Origin of the sequence: Mesorhizobium sp. M8A.F.Ca.ET.165.01.1.1, from assembly GCF_004792065.1 — a bacterium.
Classification (GTDB): Bacteria; Pseudomonadota; Alphaproteobacteria; order Rhizobiales; family Rhizobiaceae; genus Mesorhizobium.
Genome location: NZ_SRTH01000098.1, coordinates 1 through 382, shown reverse-complemented (window position 1 = coordinate 382; position 382 = coordinate 1). Strand labels below are relative to the sequence as shown.

Annotated in this window: 1 protein-coding gene; it reads right to left on the bottom strand. The window is 57.3% G+C overall.

The window, feature by feature from the left end:
- The coding region (locus EN808_RS35270; protein ID WP_245525207.1) for a M24 family metallopeptidase at positions 1-361 on the bottom strand (361 nt) is incomplete at its 3' end.
- Positions 362-382 lie beyond the last annotated feature (21 nt).

The window sequence follows — 382 nt, the reverse complement described above, 5'->3', positions numbered from 1 at the left end:
CGGAATTAGGATCGATAGGGCGATCGCTGAAAATCGGATGAGCTTCACGGGCTCGTGCACCGAATCCCATATGAGGCGGGCTAGTCGCGGGAAGTCCGCCGCACGATTCGGTTCCCGACATCTGGGCATGGTAGATGGCTGCCGCCACGTCGCACTCTCTAATACCCGGGGCCGCGACTTCAACAGCGCGAGCCATCATGCGCTCAGTGATTTCGCCAGCTTGTCGCTTGTACGCGACTTCTTGTTCGCTCTTTATGAACCTGACCCAGTTCACAAGAAGTTCGACATCCTTGAAGCGGACGTTCGGCATTGCCTTCACCAGCTCCGCATGATCGCGCGCCGTGTAGTAGTAGGCACCCATCTCAACTCCCACCACTTTTGC